Genomic DNA, 23,957 nt, shown 5'->3' with positions numbered 1-23,957 from the left:
AACATGAACACCGACTCCCCTGCCGGAATGATGATGAAGTTCGCAAGCGAAACGACAAAGCCGTTTGTCGACGATTATCTTCTTTCGCAGGAAGCAAGAGAAGCCGTGAAAAACGGTTATCTCCACATCCACGACAAAGATTATTATCCGACAAAGAGCCTCACCTGTGTACAGCATCCTCTTGACCGCATACTTAAATACGGTTTCTGCGCCGGTCATGGCGAGTCACGTCCGGCCAAACGCATCGAAACAGCCAGCATCATAGCATGTATATCGTTGGAAACAGCACAGAACGAAATGCATGGCGGTCAGGCTATTCCGGCATTTGATTTCTATCTTGCTCCCTACGTGCGCAATTCATTCATTGAGGAACTGAAAACACTTGAAAACCTCACAGGCACCGATCTCAGCCATCTGTATGACTCCGAAGTCGCCGATTTCATCTCGCAACCGCTCGATGGTCTTGAAGGAGATGAGCGGATGAAGCAGCATGCAGTCAACCGCACTGTAGAGCGTGTTCATCAGGCTATGGAGGCATTCATTCACAATATGAACACGATACACTCCCGCGGCGGCAATCAGGTAGTGTTCAGCTCCATCAACTATGGCACTGACACTTCGGCCGAAGGACGATGCGTGATACGCGAACTGCTTACATCCACTTACGAGGGCGTAGGCAATGGAGCCACCGCCATCTTCCCCATACAGATATGGAAGAAAAAGCGTGGAGTAAGCTATCTGCCCGGCGATCGCAACTACGACCTTTACAAACTTGCATGTAAAGTCACGGCAAGGAGGTTCTTCCCCAACTTTGTCAATCTCGACGCCACTTATAACCAACACGAGAAATGGGACGCCAATGATCCCGAACGTTACAGATATGAAGTAGCCACCATGGGATGTCGCACACGTGTGTTCGAAAACCGCTATGGCGAGAAGACATCCATCGGACGTGGCAATCTCAGCTTCTCCACAATCAATATAGTCCGCATCGCCATCGAATGCATGATGATCCAGGATAAAGAAGAACGCATCCGCCGTTTCATGGAGAAGCTCGACGATGTGCTCGACATCACGGCCCGTCAGCTTTGCGACAGGTTCGATTTTCAAAAGACCGCTCTTGCCAAGCAGTTCCCCCTGCTCATGTCGCGTCTGTGGAACGGCAGTGATAAGATGACACCCGGCCAGACCATAGAAAGTGTCATCAATCAGGGCACTCTCGGTATAGGATTTATCGGACTCGCCGAATGTCTGGTGGCGCTTGTCGGTGCGCACCATGGCGAAAGCGAGGAGGCTCAGGCTCTCGGATTGCGTATCGTAAGCCACATGCGCAGCCGTGCCAACGAGTTCTCTGAAAAATATCAGCACAATTTCTCTGTACTGGCCACACCGGCCGAAGGCCTTTCAGGCAAATTCACTTCCAAAGACCGCAAAAGCTTCGGCGTGATCCCCGGAGTGACCGACAAGATATATTACACCAACTCAAATCATGTGCCGGTCTACTACAAATGCTCCCCGAGCCACAAGGCCAAAATAGAGGCTCCGTATCATGAACTGACAGGCGGTGGCCATATATTTTATGTGGAGATCGACGGCGATGCCACACACAATCCGCAGGCTATTGCCGACATTGTCGATCTCATGGACCGTAACAACATCGGCTACTGCTCTGTCAATCACAACCGCAACCGCTGCATGGAGTGCGGTTACGAGGATGCGCACGACGGACTCGAAACATGTCCTAAATGCGGAAGCAAAAATATCGACAAGCTGCAGCGAATCACCGGATACCTCGTCGGCACTACCGACCGGTGGAACAACGCCAAGCTTGCCGAACTCAACGATCGCGTGGTACACAAATGAGAATACTCGACATCATAGAAGGCACATCGGTGGACGGTCCGGGACTCCGGACCGCCATCTATTTTGCCGGATGCCTTCACGAATGCCCCGGATGTCACAATCCTCAATCATGGCCTATGGATGCCGGCAAAGAGATGTCGGCCGATCAGTTGATAGAAATAACTGAAGAAGCTGACGCCGACGTCACACTGACAGGAGGCGACCCGGTTTATCAGGCAGCGGAAATCATGCCCCTCTGTCGCGAACTGAAACGCAAAGGGAGGAATATATGGCTTTATACGGGATTCCGCTATGAGGAGTTGATGGCCGTGAAGGTGTCAAGAGAACTCCTGGACTACATCGACGTGCTTGTCGACGGGCCGTTTATAGAACGCCTCCATGACCGGTCGCTGCTCTTCCGCGGATCATCCAACCAGCGGCTTGTCGATGTGAAGCGCTCGATGCCCGGCCGGATTGTCGAATGGCAGTCTGATTTCTGAGACGATCAGTACTGGAGATATACAAACGGTACGATGTCTGATCCTCTCACCTGTATGATAATCAGGATCACAATTGCCAGCACCACCGTCTGAATGATCAGCGGCATACGTGTATACAATCCTTTGAGCCCGCGGGTCCAGTTCTCCGGAGCGAAATGCATCAGAAAAGCGCCCGCCATCACAAGCACTATCGCCAGATAGCCGCTGACAAACGCCGGAGCCACCGACAGATGGAAATCGCCGAAAATCTGTCCCAGCATCTGCTCTACCGACTCCATTGAACGGGCGCGGAAAAACATGAACGCGAAAGCGATCAGATTAAATGTGATGAACACATTGAACACCCTTCGCCACCAAGTGGGCCGACATGGCGGCAACGCTCTCTTGATCTCCTTGTGGACGATCAGAAACGAGCCATGAAGACCACCCCATATCATATACATCCACGACGCGCCATGCCACAGACCTCCAAGCACCATAGTGGTCATGAGATTGGCATTTTTTCTGAATCGTGAACACCTGTTGCCTCCAAGAGGTATGTAAAGATAGTCGCGAAGCCACGAAGAAAGCGAAATATGCCATCTGCGCCAGAATTCCGAAGGATTCTGCGATTTGAACGGCGAACGGAAGTTGTCGAGAAAATTATATCCGAGAAGCAACGCTATACCTATGGCCATGTCGCTATAGCCTGAGAAATCGCAATATAGCTGGATTGAAAAACCATACACGGCAAGCATATTTTCAAAGCCGCTGAACAATGCCGGACTGTCAAACACACGGTCTACAAAATTCTGACTCAGATAATCTGCCACAACCACCTTCTTCACCAGACCGCAGATAATAAGAAACAATCCTTCGGCCATCATGGCGCGTGTGGCTCTTGGATTTGCATGCACCTGAGGCAGCATATCCTTGGCCCTCACCACCGGACCGGCCAAAAGCGGAGGGAAAAAGGTCAGATAAAACGTGTATGCCAGAAAATCGCGACACGGCTCAATCTGACGACGGTAGATGTCAACTATATAGCTTATCGACCGGAACGTGAAAAACGATATGCCCGCAGGAAGTATTATATCCAGCGCGTCGAATTCTTTGTCGGCAAATTCGGCCACAGTCTGTGCCAGCAGATTGAAATACTTGAAGTAGGCAAGCATACCGAGATTGATCAGCACATTGATCAACACAACCGCTTTTCTGAGCCATATTCTTTTAGCCGCACCGAGTCCTATGCCGAGCAGATAGTCCGACACACAGACGCCTAAAAGGATGAAACAGCATTCGGCCGATGACTTATAATAAAAATACAGAGAGAACAGTATGACAAATACCATCTTCAGGTATTTGAAGCGGCTTAACAGCGCATATACGCCTATAAAGGCTGCGAAGAGAAGCATGAACAGACCGGTATTGAACAGCAAGGGATTGGCTGCGTCATACTGCAGTACATCCGCCATCCGTTCAGGGTCGACATCAGGCAACTGCCAGTCTATATCAGGTATATTCGGGAAGTCGATCGACATATTTGTAAACTACTGTTTTGGTTCAAAAAGATTCATAAGAGCCTCATAAAGGAGCATTCCCTGCAGTCGGTAACCCGACGCGGTCAGATGCACGCGATCCTTTCCCATCAATCCGGCATCGAGCCATCTTGATGATGCACCCTCTCCTCCGGCCACATCATAAAGGTCATAGACTGCAATATTGTGTTTGCGTCCGAAATCCAGTATCTCGTTACGGTATGCCGCTACATTGGCATTGACCGAGTATGATGCCGCCCGGCGACGGCGTCCTTTGCGACGGACATAACTGCGCCGCTGGCATTCCATCGGTGTAACAAGTATTATAGGCACCTTAGGCGACCCTCGGCGTATATTGTTGGCCATTGACTGTAGCGACGACCGAAGCGCGGCTCTGTCAAGACGGCCGAAGGCCTCGTTGGTACCAAGTGCCACTATGACAAGATCCGGAGCCAGACATGATATGCCCGATGAAAAAGAGCCAATTGAATTATACGTCGAGAATGTCGCCCCATTGTTGCCTATCACACTGTAGGTCAAACCAGGACGCAACCCAGACAGATACGAGCCATAATAAACATAACCTCCTGTGGCCGAAAAACGTACAGTCGCGGCATTGACACTTCTTCCGAGTGTTATCCTGACGCAGTTTTTCTCTGAGACAGATTCGTATGGTATGGAATTGCCTTCTTGATCCGTCACGGATACAACGTCTATCTTGCCTTTTCCAAAGAGAGTGATCTCGGCAAACGGATCAAACGTGTCCTCATCGTCGCGGGTGACGAATGTGAGATTGCCGGTCGCTCCGCTAAGCCGCAACGCAAGGCCGTTAAAGCCCATGTCGGCGTCGCTTCCCGACTTAATGGCACGCGTGGCTGTCCATGACGATGTGCTCTCCACCTTGTAATCCGACGGAGGATTGGTCGAAGCAAGTTTCAACGGCGCCACCAGGCCGCGTCCGGCGTCGCCATAGACAAACTGCAGCATATCGCGTGTCACCTGAGTGGAAAACTCCGCCTGAACATGACTGTCGCCGATGTGAAGTATATCTATCCTGCTTCCGGGAGAAGCAAGTTTATTGTACAAAGTCGAGAAGTCCTCGCCATTGTCTTTTATCGCGTTTTTAGAGCGACGGATAAACGACGGCACATGACCCGAAAAAGGCAGCTCGATCAGCTCGCTCTCTATTACAGGATTCTGACGCATATCAGCTTGGTCGTCAATAAAATCCTCCAAGATGCTGTCATTATCGGCAGTCACGGCCACGCATTGTTCAGAGCGCATGACCGGTGCCGACGACATCATCAGCAGCGTGGTTGCTACAGTTATTGTTGTGTGTGTGTGTTTCATTGCAATTGCATCATCAAGGCATTGTAAAATTCCTCGGCCAGAACTTTGCCTCCTTTATGCGACATGTGTGTGTAATCCTTGCCAATCAATCCTTTCCGGCTCCATTCCACTACGGCGTCATTACCACCCTGGGCTTCTCTGATATCCCAGAAAAGACATCCGGCTTCACGGGCTGCATCACGCTGTGCCGACACCATATTGCCTACTGTCGACATCGAATGCAGCTCTCCGCCACGTTTCTGTCCGCGGTCGCCCACTCCCATCAGTATGATCGAAGCCGAGGGAAAGCACTCGCGCAGATGACGTATCACCTTGATCATTTCACGCGAGTACACCGAATAGTTCTTTTGCGATGCCGACATGGCATTCAGCCCGAATTCCAGTATGATCATGTCATATCCGAGCTTTTCGTCCATCTGTCGGCACAGATCATAATTCAGGCTGCTTAACGACAGACCGGAGAATCCTCTGGTCGACATGCATTCGACCGACACTCCCGACGACGACTCAAGCCATACCCCCAGAGCCTTGATCGATGATGTTGAGGTAGAGAGTGATATCGAACCAGTGATTTTGTTTATTACCATCGACTGCACGGATGACGACGGCGCGAATGTTGACGTATGGTTCTCTCCGTCGCTATCGGTCATGGTCACTGTCGCACCGTCAGGGGCGACAAACAGAAATCGACTGATCTCCCATTGATCCACATGTTTGATTTTTTTGTCGCCCTTGTATGTCGATAAGGCTCTCGCACCATCTTTGGGGGTGAAATAGTGCTGTGAAAGCCCTACGAATGCGTTCAATGTCCCCTTTTCGCCATGCTTGTGAGCGTTCCATCCTGATCCACCCTGATGCACCGAGCGTCGGAATCCCGGAAAATCTGTGTGCATGCTGACGTAGCCGACTCCGCTGCCTCCGAAGCGACTCTGTAGTTTCTCCCGGAGATCCTGCGTGAATATGTCGCCCTCAATGTAGCTGTCGCCTACTACGGCTATTCTGACCATACGGCCCGACATCAAAGCTGATCTCATAGCCGACAGGCCGCTTTTTGAAGGTGTGTAGTCCTCTATGGCCACAATGCCGTTCTCATCGCGCAATGCAGGCTGTGCATCCGGCAGGCTGACCACTGTATCCTGTGCATCCGGCTTCGTCATAGCGGCCGAATCGGTCGTATGCAGTGTCATGGCTGCAAAAGCGGAATCAACCCGGGCGGCAACAGTTTTGTTTGTCGCCGCATCACGGCTTTCGGCTATCGCCTTCCGAAGCAGCGGATCGATAGCCTCGTCTTGCAATACGTCGATAGTATCGGATTGCTCTTGTGATTCAATCACAGCAGATACATCAGCTAACAGATTATAATCATCGATCAATCCGTCGGTGAGTTTGCGCAGAGGCAGCACCGATACAAAAGCAACTATCGCCACAGCCGTTATGACTGCGAATGCTGTGCGCCACTGCGCGCTATCATTAGGTCTGCGACTCATCTTACTGTATGCGAATAAGCTTCATCATAACCGGTAAACGACAGGCCGTCCGATGACTCATCGGCATCCGTATCAGTCACAGACCGGTAAAGCATTCTGGCCTTGGCTGCCGCTTCGTTCCATTCGTCGAGCGGATCGGATGCTTCGGTAATGCCGCCACCGGCGTAGATATTATAGCGATAAGTGTCATTTTTGCATGGCGTGACCAGACAGCTACGCAGATCCACGTAGGCTGCAAAGCCGTCGTCATCGGCCAATCCAACCATGCCTCCATAGCATTTCCGGTCATGCATCTCATAGCTGAGAATGTTGCCGAATGCCTGATCGACAGGAAAACCGCACAGTGCTGGGGTAGGATTAAGATCATCGAGCAGACTGATGGGGTCTGTCTCACCCCTGCCGGAAATGACCTCACATAGATGCTCGATGTTGCCGAATGCTACCGCTGAATAAGGTTCTATATCCGTTTCAAGATTATGATTACGGAAATGAAAATCGATAAAATCGGTCACATAATCATGTTCCACACGGTTTTTTGTATCCCACATATCATCCGATGGCTTGCGTGTACCGGCAAGTGATATTGTTGAGAATACACCCGAACCATATTTGTGGCTGAGCAACAGTTCCGGGCTTGCCCCTATCCACAGGCCGGTGGCCGGAGTATAGAAAACAAATCGGTATGTGCCGCCTGGAGCAGTGTCGACATAGCGTCGGAATGCGTCGATCGGATCTATAGTCGAATCGACAGCTATAAGCCGCGATATTACGGTCTTCCCGTGGTTCTTCTTCAGTGTGGCTGTGAGTTCTCTGAGCGAGCTGCAGTATTTCATGAAATCTGTCGAACGATCCACTGCTACAGTTTCAGCTTCAGGCATATCGCCGCAAGTCTTTATAAAATCACTGTCGAGCAACTGACCGGCAGTCAGTTCAGCAGGTATGTAGACAGCTTCCGACGGTGAATCGCCGAAAAAAGACGCGAAAAAACCCGGTTTGAATCGCTTCCCGCCGTGCTCAAGCGCGGATTCTCCATCCGAGAGCGACGCGAACAGTATCGACTTCATAGCGCCTGGCGGTATGACTAAAGCAAAAGGAATCCGGCGGTCGACACAAACGGAGGCCGCCTTTATATGTTCTTCCGATATGATCATATCACCTTTGCCATGAGTTCGTGCGGTAGTGCTTCAGTGATCTTCACCATGGAAAATTCACCCTGACGCAGAGAAGGATGCTTCTCGACAAGAACTTCGGGGTCTACTTCAGGCGAATCCCATTCAGTGCGGCCTACAAAGTATTCGGCTTCCTCACGGTCAATCATCACACGAAGATCCTTCCCGACCTTTTCGTTCTGTATCTCCTGCGAGATACGCTCCTGCAATGACATCAGACGGTCGAGGCGCCGCTGCTTGACCTCCGGGTCCACGTTGTCGGTATAGTTTAGGGCTGAGTAAGTACCCTCTTCCTCGCAGTATGCGAAAGCACCCATACGCTCAAACCGCTGTTGTGCTACAAACTCCATCAGCTCTTCAAAATGCTCTTCAGTCTCTCCTGGGAAACCGGTCATGAGAGTGGTGCGCAGATGTATGCCCGGAACTCGCCTGCGTATCTCGTCAAGCAGCTCTATTGTCTGGCTGCGGGTTATGTGGCGACGCATAGCCTTGAGCATCGGGTCTGATATGTGCTGCAAGGCGATGTCAAGATAATTGCACACATTGGGCCGCTGTGCCATTACGTCAAGCACGTCCATAGGGAAATCCGCCGGATAAGCATAATGAAGTCTGATCCAGTCCACTCCCTTGATATCCGACAGCCGCGATATCAGCTCGGCCAGTCTGCTGTGGGAGCCTTCAAGATCTGTGCCATATGCCGACAGATCCTGAGCGATGACATTGAATTCCCTGACACCGCGTCCGACAAGCATCCTTACTTCCTGCTCTATCTCACCGACCTGACGTGAACGGTGACGCCCGGTGATCAGCGGTATGGCACAGAATGCACAGAAACGGTTGCATCCCTCGGATATTTTCAGATATGCATGATGCGGCGGAGTCGTGAGCATGCGGTCAAATACTGGTGTCTGCAATGCATTGCGGGCCGACAGATCGCTCACAATCGTATCCCAGTCTGTCTTGCCATACCAACGGTCAACCTCAGGGATTTCCGCGGCAAGTTCCTCTCTATAGCGTTGCGAAAGACACCCCATCACATAAAGGCATGACACGCGTCCGTCGGTACGCATCGCCGCAAAATCAAGTATCGTATTGACCGACTCTTCTTTCGCATCGCCGATAAATCCACAAGTATTGATTATAACTATATCTCCACGCAATGTCGACGACGGTTCGTGCACAGCCTCGAAACCAGCATCCTCCAGACGTTTCAACACGCGCTCCGAATCAACCAGATTTTTCGAACACCCGAGAGTGTAAAGACACACGCGCTGCGGTTTCATCATTTGGATCCGAATAAGGATTGAACGAATTCTTTCTTGTGAAACACCTGAAGATCGGCGATGCCCTCACCCAGCCCGATATATCTTACAGGGATCTGCATGCTCTCGGATATGCCGATGACCACTCCCCCTTTGGCCGTGCCGTCGAGCTTGGTCACTACCAAGCCGGTCACATCGGTGGCCTCGGCAAAGCGACGGGCTTGCTCGTATGCGTTCTGTCCCGTGCTACCGTCCAGAACAAGGAGCACTTCGTCGGGAGCTGTGTCGACAATCTTACGCATCACATTGCGTATCTTGGTCAGCTCGTCCATCAGAGCTTTCTTGTTGTGCAGACGTCCGGCCGTGTCGATGATCACCACATCTATGTCACCACGGGCTTTGGCACTTTGCAAAGTATCGTATGCCACCGAAGCGGGATCAGCCCCGATCTTTTGTTTCACGATAGGCACTTCAGCCCTCTTGGCCCACTCTTCAAGCTGCTCCACCGCGGCAGCACGGAACGTGTCAGCCGCGCCGAGCATCACATTGTATCCTGCCGCTTTGTATTGTGCAGCGAGCTTACCGATCGTTGTTGTCTTGCCGGCGCCGTTCACTCCCACCACCATGATTACATACGGCCTGGAGCCGGATGCCGGAAGGCGGAAGTCGTCCGACGAGGCGTTGTCAGGCTTATCGGCAAGCAGAGCCTCGATCTCCTCGCAAAGCAGCCGGTTGAGTTCGGATGTACCCACATATCCGTCACGCTTCACACGTGCCTGCAACCGTTCTATGATTCGTAGCGTCGTGTCTACTCCTACATCCGAAGTTACAAAGATCTCTTCAAGTTCGTCGAGAAAATCATCATCGATATTCTTCTTGCCGGCTATAGCCCTGGCTATTTTGGAGAAAACGCCCTGTTTGGTGCGTTCAAGCCCCTTGTCGAGCGTTTCCTTTTTGTTGTTCTTTGAAAATAGATCGAAAAATCCCATTTTGTGAGTTCCGTGATAATTATTAGCAAAATTACTAAAAAATTCGCCCTCCGACCACAAACATTCGATTTTTGTTTGAAATGATTAGCCTGCGACATCATATTCGTGCAATACAGGCCGACATCATGACATAAACAGATCCGGTCGGCCACCAGGTTTGTATTCCCTGAAGGCCGACCGGCGATTTGCTTTCTCTGAAGCTGCTGTCGCAGCTTCAAGGTCTCATCAGATCCAGCGTACGAACGCGAAATCCTGACGATGTGCGAGATTGGGGTTGATCGGATAAAGACGGAATCCATAGCGGAACACGCCTGTATCACGTACCTTCTCGTCGAGATGGTATGTCAGAACGTTTCCATCGGTCTTTGTCACCTTGAACTGCTTTGTCTCATAGAGGTGTTCCACACCGTCTTCTACGCGATACGACACGTATTCCAGACCAAGATCCTTGCCGATGCCATTTGTGTCGATCACAGCAGTGACGTCGAGCTTCTCTCCGGTGAGATTGGGGTTGGCCTCCTTGATATCGAGCGATACGACATTGATGCCGTTCCACTTCTCGACCACACTCTCCTTCCATGCCACAATCTCCTTGGCAAGCTTGAAGTCGTCAGCCTTGAGAGCTGTCGAACGCTTCTTCTCGGGATTGTAGAACCGATCGATATAATCGTTGATCATGCGGGTCATGGTGAAGTGGGGCGCGATATGTCCGATCGAACCCTTGATATACTGGATCCACTTGGGCGAGTAACCCTTTGAGTTTTTTTCGAAGTAGAGAGGCACGATCTCGTTCTCAAGCATCGAATAGATGGTCGCAGCGTCGAGCTTGTCCTGCTGGGCCTGATCGGTGAAAGTGCGGCGGTCCGTGAGAGCCCATCCGGCCTTTTCATCGAACTTGTAACCCTCATACCACCATCCGTCGAGCACAGAGAAGTTGAGCACGCCGTTCATCTCGGCTTTCTCGCCCGATGTGCCGGATGCCTCCAGCGGACGGGTCGGAGTGTTGAGCCAGATATCCACGCCGGTAACAAGGCGCTTGGCCACAATCATGTTGTAGTCCTCAAGGAATATGATCTTGCCGAGGAACTGCGGCATGCGCGAGATCTCCAGAATGCGCTTGATAAGACCCTGACCGGCTCCGTCGGCAGGATGCGCCTTGCCGGAGAATACAAACTGTACAGGGAAGCGCTCGTTGTTGACGATCTTGGCCAGACGGTCGAGATCAGTAAAGAGCAGATGAGCGCGCTTGTAAGTGGCGAAGCGACGCGCGAAACCGATGATGAGGGCATCCGGATTGATCTTGTCCACGATGCTCATCACAGCCGACGGATCACCCTGGTTGGCGAGCCATTTGGCTTTGAAATCGCGCTTTACGAAGTTGATGAATTTGTTCTTCATGCGCATGCGGAGATTCCAGATGTCTTCATCGCTGACATTGAAGATCCCCTCCCATGCCTTGGGATCGCTCTGGTTGGCAAATACTCGCTCTCCAAGACGCTCGGCATAGAACGACTTCCATTCCGAAGCTGCCCATGTAGGCATGTGCACACCGTTGGTGACGTATCCGACATGGCTCTCCTCCCACGAATAGCCTTTCCAGATACCTGCAAACATCTTCTTCGACACTTCGCCGTGAAGCCAGCTTACACCATTGGCCTCCTGGCAGGTGTTGAGAGCAAACACACTCATGGAGAAGCGTTCGTTGGTGTCGGGATTCTCACGACCCATGTTCATGAGATCCGCCCACGAAATACCAAGACGCGCAGGGAATTCACCCATATATTTGCCGAAGAGACCTTCGTCGAAATAGTCATGACCGGCGGGAACGGGAGTGTGGACTGTGTAGAGCGAAGTCGAGCGCACGATTTCCAGTGCGGTATTGAAGTTAAGTCCCTTTTCCTGAACATAGTCCACCAGGCGCTGCAGATTGAGAAGAGCCGCATGGCCTTCGTTGCAGTGGTAGAGATCGGAGTTGATGCCGAGCTTCTTCAGCATCAACATGCCGCCTATGCCAAGCAGATATTCCTGTTTTATACGGTTCTCCCAGTCGCCACCGTAAAGCTGGTGGGTGATCGAGCGGTCATATTCGCTGTTGAGGTCGAAATCCGTATCCATGAGGTAGAGCTTCATGCGGCCTACGTTCACACGCCAGATGTGCGAGTAGACGATGCGTCCGGGATATGGCACCTCAAGTATTACGGGCTTGCCATCCTCGTCGGTCACCTGCTCGATGGGGAGTTGGTTGAAGTTCTGAGGCTCGTAGTTTGCTATCTGCTGGCCATCGACCGACAGAGTCTGGGTGAAATATCCGTAACGGTAAAGGAAGCCGACGGCTGTCATGTCAACGCGACTGTCGGAAGCTTCCTTTATATAGTCGCCGGCAAGAACACCAAGACCGCCGGAATAGATCTTCAGACAGTTGCACAGACCATATTCCATCGAGAAATATGATACCGAGGGTATGTCTGACCGCATGGGAGTCGCCATGTAGTCGTTGAAACTTTTGTAGACGCTCTCTATGCGACCCATCATCTCGGAGTCTTTGAGCATCTCTTCAAGACGTTCGGATGAAAGACGCTGCAGGAGCATTACGGGGTTCTCACCTGTGGCTCTCCACATGTCGGGATTGATGTCGCGGAAAAGGTTCTTAGCATCGCTGTTCCAAACCCACCAAAGGTTTTTCGCAATGACTTCAAGAGGCTTGAGCTTTGCAGGGAGATCTGCGCTTACAGTAGCCTCATGCCAGACGGGGGCATTGGAGTTGCTTACCTGTATTTTCATTATGTTGATAAAATTGTGATTTATATTTCTGTTTTATTTACGGTTGGTGTTGCGGTTGGCAAGAGCCACTTCGAAGGCATCGATATAATATGCTACAAAATAGCTCCAGGCCGCGCGCGAGGAGGTGTGCATGGCCGCCGATGATATTTTAGCGGTCTCCTCTTCATCGCATTCGTTGAGATCTGCAAGGGTGCGCGCTATATTGTCGACTACCTCGGAATAGTTGTAGTCGCCACGGCCTATGACATTGACTCCACATGAATACAACTGATTGTCGGTAGTCGACAATATCCACTGTCCAAATCCGGAGAGTGAAGTCGTTACAGTCGGAACACCAAACGCGATACTCTCAAGCGGAGTGTACCCCCAGGGTTCATAATACGACGGGAACACGGTGGCGTCCATGCCGATGAGCAGGTCATAGTACTCGGTGTTGAATATGCCATCGGTGCCATTGAGATAACATGGTACGTATATCACATTGACGTGGCTGTCGGCCGAATTCGTAAAACCTATGGCATGGATGCGGTTGATAATCGGATCGCTGTCGGGATTGTTGAGCGTATGGGTCATCACCGGATCCGGCAGACGATGCCAACCTTTGTGATCCGACTCCAATGCTTTGACAAGATCCTCACGAGCCGCTTTAGACCATGCCGGCACCATGACAAACGCAAGAGTCTCGCGTCTGGGAGCGCGAAACCCGAGCGCGGCTATCGCGTCAAGGAACATATCTATACCCTTGTTGCGGTATTCGCATCGACCGGATGTGGCTACAATCATCGTATGTTCAGGCAGTGTGCGGCCCACAAGTGCCGACGCGGCCTCAAGCATCAGTTTGCGTGCCGACTGGCGCTCCTTCTTGAAGCGGCTACGCGGCGGCACAAAATTTTTCTCAAATCCGTTGGGCGTGACAACCTGCGGGCGCAGATCGAGAAGCTGCTCACACTCTATGGCCGTGATCTCGCTCACCGTTGTGAAGCAATCGGCCTGATGAGCAGCTGTTTTTTCCAACGAATGTTTGGCTTCCATATTGAGTTCCCGGGCCATCTGGTCGCCGTTATAGTTCTGAAGCTGTCCGTAGAGCGGCTTGCCGTTGCCACAGATGCTTCGGCCTATGCTTGTGGCATGAGTGGTGAATACGGTGGCCACCTGAGGGAGTTTCCACTTCACATATAGAAGCCCCATGCCGGTTGTCCACTCGTCGAAGTGGGCTATGACATTTTTATGCGATCGTGGCCCGACCTTGCAATAGGAGCATAACGACTCGATGACAATGCCCGCTGCGTGAGAAAACGCAGACGCTTCTCCATAATCGCCATAAGCATGAAGCGAATCGACTCGAAACCGCAGCCACATCTCACCGAAGAGGGTGTCATTGAGCGCATACATTGTGTCAAACTTGACAAGAATCACGATTGGTTTGCCCGGCACGTCCCAGCGTCCGGTGCGCACCTTGATGCCGTGAGGCAACGACACTGTCGAAGCCCACCCTTTCAGTACCGACGGATTTTCTATGAAATATGGCGAGGGATTCTGCTCCGACCACACATCCGGGCCGATGAATATCACCTTGTCTTTATATAGTTCATGGAGTGTGTCCGCTTTGGTAGAGAGCACGGTGTATATGCCTCCTATCTTGTTGCAGACTTCCCAACTGGTCTCTATAAGCAGGTCAAGTGCCACTGCTGGTTGTTCCATTATCTTTCTGAAATAGGATTAAATCGGGTGGCAAAATTACGAATTATTAGGCAATTTGCAAAATATAGACTGAAATTAGGTGTCGAATATTTTGTACATTCATCGCGAATTAGTATTTTTGCCAAATCAACGATATAGCGTTTCAGTTCATGACCCTGCCCGCCATGTCACATTCACGACAAGACTTAAACGAGATCTATGCCCACATGTGACCCCTCCCTGCGAGCAGTGATATATCAGAAGATCAACTGTATGAGACACCGTGCCATAATAGCCTTTCTTATCATGGCGGCCATTACGGCTCCGCTGTCAGCCGCTATGCCCGATGGCTTATCGGCCGACGGAAGGGAGTCCATGGCCGCACGCGTCAGTATGCCTGATATCATGGTCGGCGAAGGCATGCTGACACTGAACGCTGCAACCGGGAAGTCTGAAACGTTTCATATTTATGGCATCACAGGTCAGCTGATCAAGCGACTGGAGATTAAGGCCGGAGATTCGGCGCAGCTTGAGTTGCAACGCGGTGTGTACATTGTGAAGTGCTCGCATTGGGCGCGTAAAATCATGGTAAAATAACCGACACTATGTCTGGCCGCAGCACTATATTTTCAATCATCACAGTTAGCTATAACGCCGTAGGCGATATAGAACGCACCGTGCGTTCTGTCATGGAGCAGGACTTCCGCGACTTTGAGTATCTCATTATCGACGGAGCCTCAAAGGATGGCACTCCCAAAAAGGCCGCGGAGATAACCGGACGGTATGACGACATCAATGTGACCATCATCAGCGAACCCGACAGCGGCATATACGACGCCATGAACAAAGGACTCGACCTTGCCGCCGGAGAATATCTGATATTCCTCAATGCCGGCGACGCCTTTCATGACACCGACACACTCTCAGTGCTCAGCAGAGCCATCGAGAGCAACAACCTACCCGGTATCGTCTACGGACAGACCGACATCGTCGACAAAGACGGCAACAGGCTCGCCGGACGACATCTCACCGCCCCACCTCAATTGACACTGTCAAGTTTCTCCAAGGGCATGCTTGTCTGCCATCAGGCGTTTGTCGTGCTTGCCAGGATAGCTTCCCCGTTCAACACATCATATCGCTTTTCGGCTGATTACGACTGGTGTATCCGATGCCTGCAACACTCACGCCACAACGTGTATGTCGACCGCACATTGGTCGACTATCTTGCCGAGGGTACGACTACGGCTAATCGGCGCGCCTCGCTTATAGAACGATTCCGCATCATGACATGCTATTATGGGTTGCCGCTCGCCATATTGAGACATCTGCAGTTCATACCGCGCTTCATCCGACGGCGTAAACTTGAAAAACAAATATTCAATAATCCACATAATATAAAGCAATGAAATATTATCTCGCAAACAACGGACAGCAGGAAGGACCGTTCACTCCTGAAGAACTCGCTTCGAGAGGCATCACCCCGTCGTCGCTCGTATGGTGTGAAGGCATGACCGAATGGACTCAGGCCGGACAGGTGCCCGAACTCAGCGCATACCTTCTCGGAGGTGCCCAGGCTCCGTCGACACTTCCCAACGGAGGCTTCACCAACTGCCAGCAACAACCCCAGTCGCCATTCGGCGGACAGACTCCCTTCGCGCCTCAACAGCCCGAAACTGCGGTATGCCCGAAAACATGGCTCGTAGAGTCAATCCTCGTGACACTTTTCTGTTGTCTCCCGTTTGGCATTGTAGGCATTATCAAAGCCTCGCAAGTCGAAAGCCAGTTCCGCATAGGCAACTATGCCGGCGCACAGCAGTCATCGGCCGACGCCGGAAAATGGACCAAGCTTGGTTTTTTCATCGGACTCGGAATCAGCCTTTTGTATATCCTTCTTGTATTGGTAGGTGTTGTCGGCAGCAATCTTTAATACTACATTTTATGTAGAACGGCAGCACGCCGACAGATTTCTGTCATGGCTGCGTCTGACATACATTCCCGAGGCACTCGCCTCGGGAATGATTACTGACGCCATGCTTATGAGACTGAGCGAGCCTCCCGATCCATCAGCCGAGGCGTATGCGCTACATCTTCGTGCCGAAAACGCATCGGCAGCAAACGACTGGATCAACACCATCGGCCATTCACTCATAGGCCTGCTGGCTGAAGAAATAGGGCGGGAACGCCTGCTGCATTTCACAACCCCAATGGAACAGATCGAAATATGAATTCCGTCAAGACTCCCGGCGACAGCCCTGTCAGCCTTAAAGAGTGGGATCGGATTATAATCGGAGTGGATCCGGGTACGAATGTCATGGGCTACGGCATATTGGGTGTGAAGTCAAAGAAACCGGCCATGATAGCCCTTGGTATCATTGAGCTGAACAAATTCGAAAGCCACTACCTTCGGCTGCGACGTATTTACGACCGCATATTATCGCTTGTCGACCAATACCTGCCCGATGAAATGGCTATCGAAGCACCTTTTTTCGGGAAAAACGTGCAGTCTATGCTCAAACTCGGACGCGCCCAGGGAGTTGCCATGGCAGCAGCCCTGAGCCGCGATGTCCCCATCACTGAGTATGAACCACGCAAAATAAAGATGGCTATCACAGGCAACGGAGCAGCATCCAAAGAACAGGTCAGAGAAATGTTGCGACGCATCCTCGCCATACCCGAAGCCAATCTGCTGCCACAACTCGACTCCACCGACGCACTCGGAGCGGCATTATGCCACTTCTACGAATCGCAGCGTCCGGCAGCCACAGCCGGACCACGCACATGGAAAGAATTCCTTGCAAAACATCCCGACCGCGTAAAATAGCCCCGGCCAACTCCGCCTCCGGCTCACAAACTTTAATGCTTAAACTTTACGTATAAACGTAAAAACAGCCTTGGAAATCAGCTTGCATTTATCTGATTTTCAAGGCTTTTACTTGCGGAGCGAGGGGGATTCGAACCCCCGAGCCGCTTTTGGCGACTACACGCTTTCCAGGCGTGTAATCTTGCCAGCAGACATTCTAATAATCAGTTTGTTACAAAGTTGTATTTTTTGTTTGCTTGTGAATTGCTTGTTTTAGTATTTTGTGAGTCCGGTTCGGATGGATTCGGCATCCCAACCGGGAGTGTAAAAATTGCCCTCTCCAACGAGGAGCCACGAGGGGGAAATGTGAAAATCCCTTACGAGATACGTGAGCCACGACGGCTGGAATATGTCGCGGGTGGGATCAGCAGAGAGGGTGTGGAGGTTGCGCCGGTTTATGTCATAGCGGTCGGTAAATGATTTGGTGCCGCGAATGACCTTGTCGGTCTTGAGGCGACTCAGAGCCTCGAAAAAACGGAGGACGATTATTTGACTGTCGGGTGACTGCATGAGGATGAGCGTTTGATGGCGTCGTTGATGAAATTATTTTTCTTGTCGAGTTGTTGTTGCCAACAGGAGATCGTTTCAGCCGGAAAATCTGTACGCCCTTCGACGGTCAGCTGATGGATCTCTTCGGCAGTCATGACCGGCAAATATTGCTCGAGGGTGAGAAGCTGACGGAGGTGTTCCTTGGCGGCGTCGACCGCCGACGTCAGCATTGACCCCTCGCCGAGGAGGAGCCATCTGGCGTTGATGTCTGGGAATTTTTCGAGTAGCGCGACTATGGGTCGGATCCCGATGCCTCCCTGCCCCAATATGAGGCGGGAGAGGTATTGTGGTGACCATCCCATAAGGGCGGCAAATTCGGTCTGATTGCCCCCGGTAGCGTATTCGATGATTTGGCGCAGACGGTTATTCATTATGTCGGTTATGAGTTGAGCAAACGAATGAATTCCTCACGGGTGATTCCAAGAGTGCGAATATTAGACCTGATGATAAACTCTGGAACGGGATCTACATGGGTCTGGAAAATGACAGGCCGGAACATGCCTTCTTCCTGCCAAGCCTCATGACCTCCTTTGGTGCGGACACACCGCAACCCAAGCATGGTGAGCACGGCGCGAAATTGCGCTATGCTCACATTTGACAATGCACCCATTATGCCATTGCGATTTGTGCGGGTGCTACAATCTTTTCAAACCCGATGCCTGAGTTGACAAGGTGTTTCAACTCCGGCTTCTTCAACAGTGTACTGAATGCAGGGGCTCGCAAGGTGCGTTGGGTGATCTTCCATCCGTGAGCTACAAGATCATCGAACAGAGTGCCATTGTCTACACACGTTTCGATATAGAGCTGGAAGCATTCGTAGAATGCTGAAACTGCATCGTTGAAAGACGCTCCCGACGTCGACAAGTCGAGCGACGGACAGTAGGCTATCTGTCGGTCACCTTCGGCAAAAATATAGAATTCGATATTGAATTTATACTGCCTGTTGCGATTATCTGTTGCGGTGGTTGTCAACGAAACTTTTGTGTTATATTGTTTTTCGGCCATAAATATAACAATTAAATTTTGATAATAGATTAAATGCCGAGGAGTTGTTTCTTTTTAGTGTCGAATTCTTCTTGCGTAAGAATGCCGGCGTCAAGAAGCTGTTTCAGCTTGAGTATTTCGTCAGCAGCGGAGATTGTTGGGGCTGTTTGAGTGGGGACTGGCGGCGGTGTCATCCCGGGCTGATTGCTGAATATTTTATCCTGAACGAATTCTTTGATGCGTTCGACCAGCTCGTTGTTGGCTTTTGCGAATACGATAGAGTTCTCATCGTCCGCGGCATTGTACACGCCTCCGCGCCGTTCGATCGCTCCCTGAATACCAAACTGGAGATACCCGTTTGCGAGCATGCCGCCGCGTTTCATTTGGACGCTCTGAATGGTGGTGTAAGGGAATGACTTCTCGCCGGCGGTGCCATGTGTCATGAATCCGAGTACGCCTTTGCGAGTGATCACAATGTGAGAATTGTAGACGGCAAGCTGGCCGTTGGTGCCTTTTAAGAAAAAAATGGGATCCGATGCCATGATGATATGAGTGTTAAGGTAAATAATGTTTTTTACCAACCGAAGTCGGCCTGATACTTTATGACTTTCCAAACGCCGCGGATAAGGTTGCGCGGCAGCTCCTCGTCGGCTACGTCGGGGTTGTATGATACGCACCAAACGTAGTTCTTAGGGTCGGGATCGTAGCGGCGAACCTCTTTGGTTATGCGTCGGCCGTCACGAAGCCAAAGGACGTATATGTTGCCATACCCGAAATACTCCTGCCAATCCTCGACCTTGCGGATCAGCAGCACGGATCCGGGCGGGATGGTCGGCGACATGGAGTTGCCGGTCTGGATGATGGCCACGTCTCCCTCGCGGGCGTCGGTGAACGGGAGGAGCTTTATCGGATATTGTTCCGAAGGCTCAATCAGATTGAGAGAATGAACACCTCCGACGCTATCGATATTGATGAGCGGCACAAGTTTATAGGATTCGCGCGCGTGTGAGGTTTCGGCCTCCGGTTCATCGACCGACTCACCAAGATCTTTGAGCATTTCGCCTTCGCCGGTTAAGAGCCAACTCTTGCTTATATCAAGTGATATGCAAATCTTGTTTATTACAGCTTCGTCGCATGGACGCTTTTCGCGCAAGATGGCAGACAGATTGGGCTGATGGATATTAATTCGTTCTGCCATCTGGCTCTGATTTAGACTTAAACGATTCATGATCTCTCGTATGCGAGAGACGACCTCCGTGGATGAAGTTGTCATATCATTTGATAAGTTAAAAATATTTAATTACTTGTTTAATTATATCATTTGATATAAATTTGCATTGTGATTTTGAAACGGGTTAATAAACACGCCTCAAAAATACGAAATAAAATCGAGATTAAACAAAAAAGTTAAAACAAATAACTCCACAACAACAAATCACAATGAAAGCGACAATTACACAGATATACGCTGGGCAAGTGGCTGAGACCGTAAAGGGCGGTAATACTGTCAAAATACGGCATATGATAAGCCGGAAGCAGAAGGCGATGGCCGAAGCACTGGAGCTGGCCGAGTTCTACAAAACCGACAAACCCGAATTTGCAGAGGAGGAAGCCACACGTGCGAAACGCCTGCAAAGAGAGATCAGGCAGCTCAAAAAATTTAGCATCAAACCCCAAGTAAAATAAGACAAATAATTCTACAACGATTATGTTACAGAGCGAATATGAAGCCTTGACGGGCAAGCCTATCGAGGCAGAGGAATACCAAAAGATCGAGCGGGTCTATATGGTAGCATCGGACGCTATCGGCAAAGAAGATTTTTGCAAGGCCATGAAGAAGGCCAATAGCGATACGACGTGCTTGATTTACGACCTCACCAAGCAAGCAGAACGCTTTCAAACGATGGCGCGTGAAGCCAAACAGGAGACTAAACGCGAATTTGAGTGCAGTTACGAACTCAAGAAAGAGAACGCGGAACTGTGCAGAATCAACACTGAATTACGCAAGGACTTCAACGAGGCAATCGCCCAAAAGGTTAATCTCGCCCTCGCGCTTATGGGGGCAGGAATGGAAAATAGAGCCATAGAGATCCTTGGCCACGGATACGTGATCAGCCTGAAATGCTCCACCAACATGGAGCTGACAAATAAAGACAAGGCATATATTGCCAAGCTGTTAGCTAATAAATAATGCAAGTTGTTAAATATGAGTAAATTACCCCCCCCCTCTGCGCCCAAACTGGACGCCAAGCGGTTTGCGGCGGAAGCAGGAATCAGCGAGCAGGAGGCAGAGAGAGTGCTTGAAGATGCACTCGCAGAGAAGAAAAGAATCGACGAAATGAACGAAAAGCAACAGCGATGAATGAGGAAACGAAAGTAATGATATTCCGGGCGAAGTGTGGCACGGCAGAAAGAGAGCTTGCCTTCCCCGTGCCGGCCTCGATGGTGGAATGGATGGGACTCATCCAGCTTCCGGAGAACCCGACCGAAGATGGCGATCCGATGCAGTACACGGTAGAGGGCAGCAAGAAGATACAACTGTCGATAAGCCTGCTGGATCTCCGGCGTAAATTCTAAAGAAAAATCAACAAATCAAATAACATAACAGATATGGCTCCTACAGCAGAATTACGAACAGACGCAGAGAAAGCGAGAGACGCGAAGCACAGAGCTATCTGCAACGACTTTCTGACGCTCTCAAATTCGGCTCCCGGCGCAGCAGCTCATAGGCTCTTCCGGGTGATAGCAGACAAGTATGAAATGACCGTGCCCGGTATAAGACGAATCGTCATCAACGCCGGACTTTACAACCCAAACTAAAACGAAGACGATGAAACAGACAACAATCAAAGAAACGGCGAAGAGCGCTGCAAAGTCGCTGATATTGTTCGCACTTGTGGTGATCTCGATAATCTGCCTGATGGCCGGGCTGGAGGAAGATGGTAGCGATTGGTGGTTTGCCGTGTTGGTCGGCTCAAAAGTTATATCCGTCGGAGCATTCTGGGCATCGATCAGGCTTTATGACCGATGGAGTAAAACCGACAAGTGGCTCATGGCGTATGACCGCGAATGCAAGAAGACGGATGAGGCTCCGAATCCGATGTACCATGCTAAAAAGGAAGCGCGATGAGGTACAGTCCTACTCCTCCGGACGTGGCGGATAACGGATGGTACGATACAACCACTACGGCCAAGAAGCTTGGCGTCGAACGTACCACATTCTGGCGGCTGGTAAAAGCAGGAAGAATCAAGAGGCGAATGTGCGCCATAGACAACAAGTACAGGTATCAAGGCAAGGATATACGTAAACTATGGTATTCCTTCCTATGACAAATACAGGGCTATCCGGGAGGATCCCTGCGACAGAGAGCTGTCGCGAAGAGGTATAATTTTTAAGGTAAAAAAAAGAGGGTCAATCCGTGAGGACGCCCGTCGCAAGAGTGCGACAAAACCGACATTTTGTCAAATCGTTATCAATCGTTTGTCGCCCGAAGCAAGCAGCCGGGCGGCACACTGCCGGGGAGGAGCGTCACTCATGAGGAGGCCACAGCCTCCCGCTCCCCGGCAAAAGGCCGGATAGCTCAGTTGGCAGAGCAACCGCGCGGTAACCAATCCGCCGGGGTGTCCGTGGTTCGAGTCCACGTCCGGCCACCAACAAAGTAGCACATTGACATCGCGGACGCATACGCAAGGTGCGTGTGTGGAAAGTAGATAACCAATACAGGCCTGCCGCGCAGCCGTGCAACGCGGACGCGACAGGCCACAAGGGAGAGTAGCGATAATGGCAGGCGCGCCACTCGTAGAGCGACAAGCCCGTAGCCGGGAGGTGCCGAGAATACGAGGGAGTGTGGTAGGCGACACATTGCGGGTTCGACTCCCGCCTCTCCCGCAAAGCAACGCGGAAAGCTTTTAGACCGCATTTAACAAAAACAGCAATGAACGAAATCATTGAAATCAAGCAGGCGGAAGTACTGCAGGCCATCAATCGCAGTGAGGTTGATATGCAGATCGCCACGGCGAAACAATATCCGAGGCACCTGCCGACGGTATTGAATCAGATTGCCACGCTGGCTACGCTCGACGCTGAAACGGCAGAGGATTGTTTCTACATCCTCCGGCGCAAGGGCGAAGGTGGCGGCAATACTATCGAGGGGCTGTCGGTCAGGATGGCCGAGATCATCGCCGGAGCGTGGGGCAACCTGCGGGTGCAGACGCGCATCATCGGCAACGACGGCAAAACAATCACGGCGCAAGGCGTATGTCACGACCTCGAAACCAACGTGGCGGTGAGTGTGGAGGTAAAGCGACGCATAACAGATCGCAACGGCAGGACATACAGCGAGGATATGCAGGTGGTGACCGGAAACGCTGCATCGGCCATAGCGTTCCGAAATGCCGTGCTAAAAGTTGTGCCTAAGGCCGTGACAAAGCGTGTGATCGCAGACGTAAAGCAGGTAGCCATGGGACAGGCTCTCGATCTCGAAACGAGCCGTCAGCGCATGGTAGACTACTTCGGCAAGCTGGGAGTGACAGAGGAGCTTCTTCTGGAGTACCTCGAGCTGAAAAAGCGAGAGGAAATCGACAAGGAGCGCGTATTCGAACTCCGGGCCTTGGCCAATGCGATCAAGGAGGGCACAACGACCGTTCAGGAAGCATTCATGCAGCCCATCGAAGATCGCCGACAGGCAGCAGCGGCCAAACAGAAAGCCATCGAGGCTCGAGAGAAAGCCGCAGCGGCAGCAAGCCGTCAGGCAAAAAAGGTGGCCACTCCGGCGCCCCCTAAGCCGGAAAAACCGGCAGAAAACATCGATGAGGAAACCGGAGAAGTGAAAGAGTGACAACATAACGGAGGATGACTCCATGGATATTCTCAACAAATTGACCCCCTATGGATTATTTAAATTGACCCCCATTGATAACCTGTGATTTTTGGACAGTTTTTACAGGGGTTGACAATAGGGTCTGGGGGATTCTGATGGCGTGTTGA

The 23,957-nt window shown here is 51.2% G+C and carries 29 protein-coding genes and 2 tRNA genes; 17 read left to right on the top strand and 14 right to left on the bottom strand.

Annotated elements, in window-relative coordinates:
• Together C5O24_RS03325 and nrdG are read left to right on the top strand one after the other, a co-directional pair.
• Positions 1 to 1,863, top strand: a 1,863-nt coding sequence (locus tag C5O24_RS03325; RefSeq protein WP_107681444.1) for an anaerobic ribonucleoside triphosphate reductase, incomplete at its 5' end; no start/stop codon positions are given.
• Positions 1,860 to 2,342 (top strand): anaerobic ribonucleoside-triphosphate reductase activating protein, encoded by a 483-nt coding sequence (nrdG, locus tag C5O24_RS03320; RefSeq protein WP_107034706.1) that lies wholly within the window; start codon positions 1,860 to 1,862, stop codon positions 2,340 to 2,342. The genes C5O24_RS03325 and nrdG, both read left to right, overlap by 4 nt.
• 5 nt (positions 2,343 to 2,347) lie before the next feature.
• On the opposite strand, the gene C5O24_RS03315 is transcribed toward nrdG, so the two are convergent.
• The 9 genes from C5O24_RS03315 to C5O24_RS13940 form a co-directional block, all read right to left on the bottom strand.
• Complete coding sequence (locus C5O24_RS03315) at positions 2,348 to 3,862, bottom strand: MBOAT family O-acyltransferase (protein WP_107034705.1); 1,515 nt, start codon at positions 3,860 to 3,862, stop codon at positions 2,348 to 2,350.
• A 9-nt stretch (positions 3,863 to 3,871) separates the two neighbouring features.
• The gene (locus C5O24_RS03310; protein WP_107034704.1) at positions 3,872 to 5,209 is read right to left on the bottom strand and encodes a GDSL-type esterase/lipase family protein; all 1,338 of its coding nucleotides are present in this window, start codon (positions 5,207 to 5,209) and stop codon (positions 3,872 to 3,874) included.
• Positions 5,206 to 6,696, bottom strand: coding sequence for an SGNH/GDSL hydrolase family protein (locus tag C5O24_RS03305; protein ID WP_107034703.1), 1,491 nt, complete (start codon positions 6,694 to 6,696; stop codon positions 5,206 to 5,208). The genes C5O24_RS03310 and C5O24_RS03305 overlap by 4 nt, the downstream gene beginning before the upstream one ends.
• Complete coding sequence (locus C5O24_RS03300) at positions 6,693 to 7,760, bottom strand: chorismate-binding protein (protein ID WP_161553785.1); 1,068 nt, start codon at positions 7,758 to 7,760, stop codon at positions 6,693 to 6,695. Before C5O24_RS03300 ends, C5O24_RS03305 begins: the two co-directional genes overlap by 4 nt.
• 83 nt (positions 7,761 to 7,843) lie before the next feature.
• Positions 7,844 to 9,148: a 30S ribosomal protein S12 methylthiotransferase RimO gene (gene rimO, locus C5O24_RS03295; RefSeq protein ID WP_107034701.1), complete on the bottom strand. Its 1,305-nt coding sequence runs from the start codon at positions 9,146 to 9,148 to the stop codon at positions 7,844 to 7,846.
• A complete protein-coding gene (ftsY, locus tag C5O24_RS03290; RefSeq protein WP_107034700.1) occupies positions 9,148 to 10,116 on the bottom strand; it encodes a signal recognition particle-docking protein FtsY in 969 nt (322 codons plus the stop codon). The genes rimO and ftsY overlap by 1 nt, the downstream gene beginning before the upstream one ends.
• Before the next feature lie 225 nt (positions 10,117 to 10,341).
• Positions 10,342 to 12,897 (bottom strand): alpha-glucan family phosphorylase, encoded by a 2,556-nt coding sequence (glgP, locus tag C5O24_RS03285; protein ID WP_107681441.1) that lies wholly within the window; start codon positions 12,895 to 12,897, stop codon positions 10,342 to 10,344.
• A gap of 33 nt (positions 12,898 to 12,930) precedes the next feature.
• Positions 12,931 to 14,598 (bottom strand): glycosyltransferase, encoded by a 1,668-nt coding sequence (locus tag C5O24_RS03280; RefSeq protein WP_107681440.1) that lies wholly within the window; start codon positions 14,596 to 14,598, stop codon positions 12,931 to 12,933.
• A 236-nt stretch (positions 14,599 to 14,834) separates the two neighbouring features.
• Complete coding sequence (locus C5O24_RS13940; protein WP_161553784.1) at positions 14,835 to 14,984, bottom strand: hypothetical protein; 150 nt, start codon at positions 14,982 to 14,984, stop codon at positions 14,835 to 14,837.
• Here C5O24_RS13940 and C5O24_RS13750 point away from each other — a divergent pair.
• From C5O24_RS13750 to ruvC, 5 genes are read left to right on the top strand one after another with little or no spacing between them, the layout of a single operon-like run.
• Positions 14,971 to 15,174, top strand: a complete 204-nt coding sequence (locus tag C5O24_RS13750) for a T9SS type A sorting domain-containing protein (protein WP_133165446.1) — start codon at positions 14,971 to 14,973, stop codon at positions 15,172 to 15,174. The genes C5O24_RS13940 and C5O24_RS13750 overlap by 14 nt on opposite strands.
• A gap of 8 nt (positions 15,175 to 15,182) precedes the next feature.
• Positions 15,183 to 15,983, top strand: coding sequence for a glycosyltransferase family 2 protein (locus C5O24_RS03270; RefSeq protein ID WP_107681438.1), 801 nt, complete (start codon positions 15,183 to 15,185; stop codon positions 15,981 to 15,983).
• Positions 15,980 to 16,504 (top strand): GYF domain-containing protein, encoded by a 525-nt coding sequence (locus tag C5O24_RS03265; protein WP_161553783.1) that lies wholly within the window; start codon positions 15,980 to 15,982, stop codon positions 16,502 to 16,504. Before C5O24_RS03270 ends, C5O24_RS03265 begins: the two co-directional genes overlap by 4 nt.
• Positions 16,485 to 16,802 (top strand): DUF4286 family protein, encoded by a 318-nt coding sequence (locus C5O24_RS03260; RefSeq protein WP_161553782.1) that lies wholly within the window; start codon positions 16,485 to 16,487, stop codon positions 16,800 to 16,802. Before C5O24_RS03265 ends, C5O24_RS03260 begins: the two co-directional genes overlap by 20 nt.
• Entirely contained in the window at positions 16,799 to 17,398 is a 600-nt protein-coding gene (gene ruvC / locus C5O24_RS03255; protein ID WP_107034694.1) for a crossover junction endodeoxyribonuclease RuvC, read from the top strand. Before C5O24_RS03260 ends, ruvC begins: the two co-directional genes overlap by 4 nt.
• A gap of 252 nt (positions 17,399 to 17,650) precedes the next feature.
• Here ruvC and C5O24_RS03250 read toward each other — a convergent pair whose 3' ends face one another.
• The 5 genes from C5O24_RS03250 to C5O24_RS03225 all read right to left on the bottom strand — a co-directional run bounded on the left by C5O24_RS03250 (position 17,651) and on the right by C5O24_RS03225 (position 20,243).
• The gene (locus C5O24_RS03250) at positions 17,651 to 17,947 is read right to left on the bottom strand and encodes a hypothetical protein (protein WP_107034693.1); all 297 of its coding nucleotides are present in this window, start codon (positions 17,945 to 17,947) and stop codon (positions 17,651 to 17,653) included.
• Entirely contained in the window at positions 17,923 to 18,357 is a 435-nt protein-coding gene (locus tag C5O24_RS03245) for a helix-turn-helix domain-containing protein (protein ID WP_107034692.1), read from the bottom strand. The genes C5O24_RS03250 and C5O24_RS03245 overlap by 25 nt, the downstream gene beginning before the upstream one ends.
• A 238-nt stretch (positions 18,358 to 18,595) precedes the next feature.
• Positions 18,596 to 18,958: a hypothetical protein gene (locus C5O24_RS03235; protein ID WP_133165445.1), complete on the bottom strand. Its 363-nt coding sequence runs from the start codon at positions 18,956 to 18,958 to the stop codon at positions 18,596 to 18,598.
• A 62-nt stretch (positions 18,959 to 19,020) separates the two neighbouring features.
• A complete protein-coding gene (locus C5O24_RS03230; protein ID WP_107034689.1) occupies positions 19,021 to 19,512 on the bottom strand; it encodes an SHOCT domain-containing protein in 492 nt (163 codons plus the stop codon).
• A gap of 32 nt (positions 19,513 to 19,544) precedes the next feature.
• Positions 19,545 to 20,243, bottom strand: coding sequence for an XRE family transcriptional regulator (locus C5O24_RS03225; protein WP_107034688.1), 699 nt, complete (start codon positions 20,241 to 20,243; stop codon positions 19,545 to 19,547).
• 167 nt (positions 20,244 to 20,410) lie between these two features.
• Here C5O24_RS03225 and C5O24_RS03220 point away from each other — a divergent pair, with 167 nt between their 5' ends.
• The 10 genes from C5O24_RS03220 (at position 20,411) to C5O24_RS03195 (ending at position 23,808) form a co-directional block, all read left to right on the top strand.
• Positions 20,411 to 20,656, top strand: coding sequence for a hypothetical protein (locus C5O24_RS03220; protein WP_107034687.1), 246 nt, complete (start codon positions 20,411 to 20,413; stop codon positions 20,654 to 20,656).
• Between the two features lie 22 nt (positions 20,657 to 20,678).
• Positions 20,679 to 21,161, top strand: coding sequence for a hypothetical protein (locus C5O24_RS14245; protein ID WP_107034686.1), 483 nt, complete (start codon positions 20,679 to 20,681; stop codon positions 21,159 to 21,161).
• A gap of 15 nt (positions 21,162 to 21,176) precedes the next feature.
• Positions 21,177 to 21,332: a hypothetical protein gene (locus C5O24_RS13930; protein ID WP_161553779.1), complete on the top strand. Its 156-nt coding sequence runs from the start codon at positions 21,177 to 21,179 to the stop codon at positions 21,330 to 21,332.
• A complete protein-coding gene (locus C5O24_RS03210) occupies positions 21,329 to 21,547 on the top strand; it encodes a hypothetical protein (protein ID WP_107034685.1) in 219 nt (72 codons plus the stop codon). The genes C5O24_RS13930 and C5O24_RS03210 overlap by 4 nt, the downstream gene beginning before the upstream one ends.
• Before the next feature lie 33 nt (positions 21,548 to 21,580).
• Entirely contained in the window at positions 21,581 to 21,790 is a 210-nt protein-coding gene (locus C5O24_RS13745; protein ID WP_107034684.1) for a hypothetical protein, read from the top strand.
• A 10-nt stretch (positions 21,791 to 21,800) separates the two neighbouring features.
• Entirely contained in the window at positions 21,801 to 22,100 is a 300-nt protein-coding gene (locus C5O24_RS03205) for a hypothetical protein (protein WP_107034683.1), read from the top strand.
• Complete coding sequence (locus tag C5O24_RS13740; RefSeq protein ID WP_133165444.1) at positions 22,097 to 22,300, top strand: helix-turn-helix domain-containing protein; 204 nt, start codon at positions 22,097 to 22,099, stop codon at positions 22,298 to 22,300. The genes C5O24_RS03205 and C5O24_RS13740 overlap by 4 nt, the downstream gene beginning before the upstream one ends.
• Before the next feature lie 240 nt (positions 22,301 to 22,540).
• Positions 22,541 to 22,624: transfer RNA gene (locus C5O24_RS03200), tRNA-OTHER, on the top strand.
• Between the two features lie 112 nt (positions 22,625 to 22,736).
• Positions 22,737 to 22,859: transfer RNA gene (locus tag C5O24_RS13890), tRNA-OTHER, on the top strand.
• Positions 22,860 to 22,905: 46 nt separating this feature from the next.
• Positions 22,906 to 23,808: a hypothetical protein gene (locus C5O24_RS03195; protein ID WP_107034682.1), complete on the top strand. Its 903-nt coding sequence runs from the start codon at positions 22,906 to 22,908 to the stop codon at positions 23,806 to 23,808.
• Positions 23,809 to 23,957 lie beyond the last annotated feature (149 nt).

Source organism: Paramuribaculum intestinale (genome assembly GCF_003024925.1).
GTDB classification, from domain to species: domain Bacteria; phylum Bacteroidota; class Bacteroidia; order Bacteroidales; family Muribaculaceae; genus Paramuribaculum; species Paramuribaculum intestinale.
Note: the sequence above shows the minus strand (reverse complement) of the source record. Positions and strands in the feature narration are given on the sequence as shown.

What these genes read in the sequence shown, in the direction of transcription:
- C5O24_RS13750 (WP_133165446.1), top strand. Translation starts at nt 14,971, where the DNA reads ATGCCTGATATCATGGTCGGCGAAGGCATGCTGACACTGAACGCTGCA.
- rimO (WP_107034701.1), bottom strand. Translation starts at nt 9,148, where the DNA reads ATGAAACCGCAGCGCGTGTGTCTTTACACTCTCGGGTGTTCGAAAAAT.
- C5O24_RS03230 (WP_107034689.1), bottom strand. Translation starts at nt 19,512, where the DNA reads ATGGCATCGGATCCCATTTTTTTCTTAAAAGGCACCAACGGCCAGCTT.
- C5O24_RS03245 (WP_107034692.1), bottom strand. Translation starts at nt 18,357, where the DNA reads ATGAATAACCGTCTGCGCCAAATCATCGAATACGCTACCGGGGGCAAT.
- C5O24_RS03315 (WP_107034705.1), bottom strand. Translation starts at nt 3,862, where the DNA reads ATGTCGATCGACTTCCCGAATATACCTGATATAGACTGGCAGTTGCCT.
- ftsY (WP_107034700.1), bottom strand. Translation starts at nt 10,116, where the DNA reads ATGGGATTTTTCGATCTATTTTCAAAGAACAACAAAAAGGAAACGCTC.
- ruvC (WP_107034694.1), top strand. Translation starts at nt 16,799, where the DNA reads ATGAATTCCGTCAAGACTCCCGGCGACAGCCCTGTCAGCCTTAAAGAG.
- C5O24_RS03270 (WP_107681438.1), top strand. Translation starts at nt 15,183, where the DNA reads ATGTCTGGCCGCAGCACTATATTTTCAATCATCACAGTTAGCTATAAC.
- C5O24_RS03300 (WP_161553785.1), bottom strand. Translation starts at nt 7,760, where the DNA reads ATGAAGTCGATACTGTTCGCGTCGCTCTCGGATGGAGAATCCGCGCTT.
- C5O24_RS03310 (WP_107034704.1), bottom strand. Translation starts at nt 5,209, where the DNA reads ATGAAACACACACACACAACAATAACTGTAGCAACCACGCTGCTGATG.
- C5O24_RS13745 (WP_107034684.1), top strand. Translation starts at nt 21,581, where the DNA reads ATGGCTCCTACAGCAGAATTACGAACAGACGCAGAGAAAGCGAGAGAC.
- C5O24_RS14245 (WP_107034686.1), top strand. Translation starts at nt 20,679, where the DNA reads ATGTTACAGAGCGAATATGAAGCCTTGACGGGCAAGCCTATCGAGGCA.
- C5O24_RS13740 (WP_133165444.1), top strand. Translation starts at nt 22,097, where the DNA reads ATGAGGTACAGTCCTACTCCTCCGGACGTGGCGGATAACGGATGGTAC.
- C5O24_RS03195 (WP_107034682.1), top strand. Translation starts at nt 22,906, where the DNA reads ATGAACGAAATCATTGAAATCAAGCAGGCGGAAGTACTGCAGGCCATC.
- C5O24_RS03205 (WP_107034683.1), top strand. Translation starts at nt 21,801, where the DNA reads ATGAAACAGACAACAATCAAAGAAACGGCGAAGAGCGCTGCAAAGTCG.
- C5O24_RS13930 (WP_161553779.1), top strand. Translation starts at nt 21,177, where the DNA reads ATGAGTAAATTACCCCCCCCCTCTGCGCCCAAACTGGACGCCAAGCGG.
- C5O24_RS03210 (WP_107034685.1), top strand. Translation starts at nt 21,329, where the DNA reads ATGAATGAGGAAACGAAAGTAATGATATTCCGGGCGAAGTGTGGCACG.
- glgP (WP_107681441.1), bottom strand. Translation starts at nt 12,897, where the DNA reads ATGAAAATACAGGTAAGCAACTCCAATGCCCCCGTCTGGCATGAGGCT.
- C5O24_RS03220 (WP_107034687.1), top strand. Translation starts at nt 20,411, where the DNA reads ATGAAAGCGACAATTACACAGATATACGCTGGGCAAGTGGCTGAGACC.
- C5O24_RS03305 (WP_107034703.1), bottom strand. Translation starts at nt 6,696, where the DNA reads ATGAGTCGCAGACCTAATGATAGCGCGCAGTGGCGCACAGCATTCGCA.
- C5O24_RS03250 (WP_107034693.1), bottom strand. Translation starts at nt 17,947, where the DNA reads ATGCAGTCACCCGACAGTCAAATAATCGTCCTCCGTTTTTTCGAGGCT.
- C5O24_RS03225 (WP_107034688.1), bottom strand. Translation starts at nt 20,243, where the DNA reads ATGACAACTTCATCCACGGAGGTCGTCTCTCGCATACGAGAGATCATG.
- nrdG (WP_107034706.1), top strand. Translation starts at nt 1,860, where the DNA reads ATGAGAATACTCGACATCATAGAAGGCACATCGGTGGACGGTCCGGGA.
- C5O24_RS03265 (WP_161553783.1), top strand. Translation starts at nt 15,980, where the DNA reads ATGAAATATTATCTCGCAAACAACGGACAGCAGGAAGGACCGTTCACT.
- C5O24_RS03280 (WP_107681440.1), bottom strand. Translation starts at nt 14,598, where the DNA reads ATGGAACAACCAGCAGTGGCACTTGACCTGCTTATAGAGACCAGTTGG.
- C5O24_RS13940 (WP_161553784.1), bottom strand. Translation starts at nt 14,984, where the DNA reads ATGATATCAGGCATACTGACGCGTGCGGCCATGGACTCCCTTCCGTCG.